The following is a 3152-nucleotide window of genomic DNA, read 5'->3' on the forward strand; positions in this document are numbered from 1 at the left end:
TCCCCGCCCGGCCCCACTGCGCACTCGGCTCGGTCAAGACGAATATCGGCCACCTGGAGACGGCCGCGGGCATCGCGGGGATCCTCAAGGTGGTGCTCTCGTTGCGCCACCGCACCCTCCCCGCCAGCCTCCATTTCCAGACGCCCAATCCCGAGCTGCGGCTGGAGGGCAGCCCGTTCTACATCAACGATCGCACCCGCCCCTGGCCCGAACCGACCGGGGCCGAGGGCGTGGAGGGGGTCCGGCGTGCCGGCGTGAGCTCCTTCGGGTTCGGCGGCACCAACGCCCATGTCGTCCTGGAGGAGTACCGCGCGGAGCCCCAGCCGGACGCGGGAACCGCGCTCCCCCAACTGGTGGTGCTGTCAGCCCGTGAATCCGCCACGCTGCGGACCTCCGCCGAGCGGCTGCGCGCGGCCCTGCGCCGCACGGAGCCACCCCTCCTGGAAGATCTGGCGTACACCCTCACGGTGGGACGCGAGGTCCTGGAGGAGCGCCTGGCGCTCGTGGTCCGTGACAACGACGAGCTCGCCGCGCGGCTCGACGCCTGGCTCGAGCGGGGCAGCGCCGAGCACGTGCATGCCGGCCGCGTGGAAGCGTCGCGGTCGCATGAAGCGCTCCTGGGCGGAGCCGCCGGTGCCGCTTTCCTGGAGGCGCTGGCCGCCGGAGGAGAGCTCGACCGGCTCGCCCGACTGTGGGTGAGCGGGGCGACCTCCGACCTGTCGCTGCTCTACCCGCACCGGCATCGGCGCGTGTCCCTGCCGGGCACTCCCTTCGCCCGGACCCGGCACTGGCTGCTGCCCGCCTCCGCGGAGCAGCTCTTCGTGAAGCACGCGGCTGCGCAGCCCGCCCCGGCCGTCGAAGCGGTGGTGCGGCAGGCGCCTCCAGGCGGCGACGGGCCGCTGGAGGCAGCGGCACTCCGGAGCGCGACGCTCCACGCGCTCACGCAGGCGTTGGCGACCACGGCCCGGCTGGATGCGGCGGCGATCCAGCCCACGGCGGACTTCGAGAGCTACGGGATGAACTCCATCCTCATCGCCGAACTCCACCAGAAGCTCGAGGTGGCTTTCGGCAAGCTCCCCATCACCCTGTTCTTCAAATACAAGAGCCTCGCGCAGCTGGCGTCCTACCTGAGCGAGGAGCACCCCGGGGGCATCCAGCGGCTCGCGCTCCAGGGCGCCACCGGCTCCGCCGCGACGCAGGCCCCGGAGCCCGCGCCCCGGCACGAAGCGCTCCACGACGCGGCGCCTTCGCGCGAGGTCCCCGGGCCCATGCCCGGGACGATGGACATCGCCGTCATCGGGATGAGCGGCCGCTACCCCCAGGCGGAGAACCTGGAGCGCTTCTGGCACAACCTGGAAACGGGCCGTGACTGCATCGAGGAGATCCCCACGGAGCGGTGGGACTACCGTCCCCTGTTCGATGCCACGCGCCGTCAGCCGGGCTCCATCTATGCCAGGTGGGGTGGCTTCCTGGACCGGGTGGACCGCTTCGACGCGGCCTTCTTCCAGATCTCCCCGCAGGTCGCACGCTACATGGATCCGCAGGAGCGCCTGTTCCTGGAGACGGCCTGGGCGTGTCTGGAGGACGCGGGCTACACGCGCGCGGGGCTGGCGAAGACGGACGAGGGAGATCAACGCGCGCCCGTGGGCGTGTTCGTGGGAGTCACCTACAACGAGTACGCCCTGTTCGGTGCCCAGGAGTGGGCCCGGGGCCACCGCATCCCGTTCAACACCCAGACCTTCTCCATCGCCAACCGGGTCTCCTACACGCTCAACCTGAGCGGTCCGAGCCTCACGCTGGATACCGCCTGCTCGTCGTCGCTCAACGCGGTCCATCTGGCCTGCGAGAGCCTGCGCTCCGGGGCGTGTGAGCTGGCCATCGCGGGCGGCGTCAACCTGTCGCTGCACCCGAGCAAGTACGTGATGCTCTGCGCCAACCGCTTCGCTTCGAGCGACGGACGCTGCCGCAGCTTCGCCGAAGGGGGGGACGGGTACGTCCCGGGAGAGGGCGTGGGCGCCGTGCTGCTCAAGCCCCTGGCCCTGGCCCTGCGGGATGGGGACGTCATCCACGCGGTCATCAAGGGCAGCGCGCACAACCACGACGGCAAGACCCACGGCTACACGGTGCCCAACCCCGTGGCGCAGACCGAGGTCATCCTCACAGCCCTGCGCCGCGCCGGGGTGGAGGCCCGCTCACTCAGCTACGTGGAGGCGCACGGGACGGGCACCAGCCTGGGGGATCCCATCGAGGTCACCGGGCTGACGGACGCGTTCCGCCGCCATACGGAGGACCGGGGCTTCTGCGCCATCGGCTCGGTCAAGGCCAGCATCGGGCACCTGGAGTCCGCCGCAGGCATCGCCCAACTGCACAAGGTCCTGCTCCAGATGAGGCACCGGCGACTCGCGCCCACCCTCATCCACGGCGGCCGGCTCAACCCGCATATCGACTTCGCCAGCACGCCCTTCCACGTCCAGCGCGAGCCCACGCCCTGGCGCTCCCGGCCCGGAGAGCCCCTGCGCGCCGGCATCAGCAGCTTCGGCGCGGGCGGCGTCAACGTGCACCTCGTCGTCGAGTCCTGGGAGCAGGAGCAGCCCCCAGCCCGGCGCGTGCCCCCGCCCGCGCGGCCCGCGGTCCTCGTGCTCTCCGCCCGCACCCCCGAGCGGCTGCGCGTCCAGGCACGGCGGTTGCTCGACTTCCTCGACGCCCGACCGGACTGGGGCGCGGAGCAGCTGGAGTCCCTGGGCTTCACGCTGCAACAGGGCCGGGAGGCGATGTCCGCCCGGCTCGCCTTCGTGGCGGCGGACCTGGCCACCTGCCGCGACCGGCTGCGTACCTTCGTGGCGCACGAAGGAGCCCCCGGGGCGCTGCTGGCCCAGGGCCTCTTCACGGCGACCGTCGCGGAGACACGCACGGCGGGTTCGGAGTCCGCGCTGCTGGCACTCGCGGCCCGGGGCGAGCACGCCGCCATCGCTCGCGCCTGGGTCGAGGGCACGTCGTGGCCCTGGCGGGCCCTGTACCGGGAGCACCCGCCACGGCGGGTCTCCCTGCCCACCTATCCCTTCGCCGGAGAGCGCTACTGGATTGAATCCACGGAGCCGTCACCCCCGGAGCCGCCACCAGGGTCGTCCGTCCTCCCGGCGTCCCCCATTCCC

1 protein-coding gene is annotated in these 3152 nt (G+C 72.3%); it reads left to right on the forward strand.

Annotation, left to right across the window (positions count from 1 at the left end; translation table 11 throughout):
* Nucleotides 1-3152, forward strand: a 3152-nt coding sequence (locus D7V97_RS41640) for a beta-ketoacyl synthase N-terminal-like domain-containing protein (RefSeq protein WP_233583575.1), incomplete at both ends; no start/stop codon positions are given.

The organism is Corallococcus sp. CA053C, assembly GCF_003611675.1.
GTDB lineage: Bacteria > Myxococcota > Myxococcia > Myxococcales > Myxococcaceae > Corallococcus.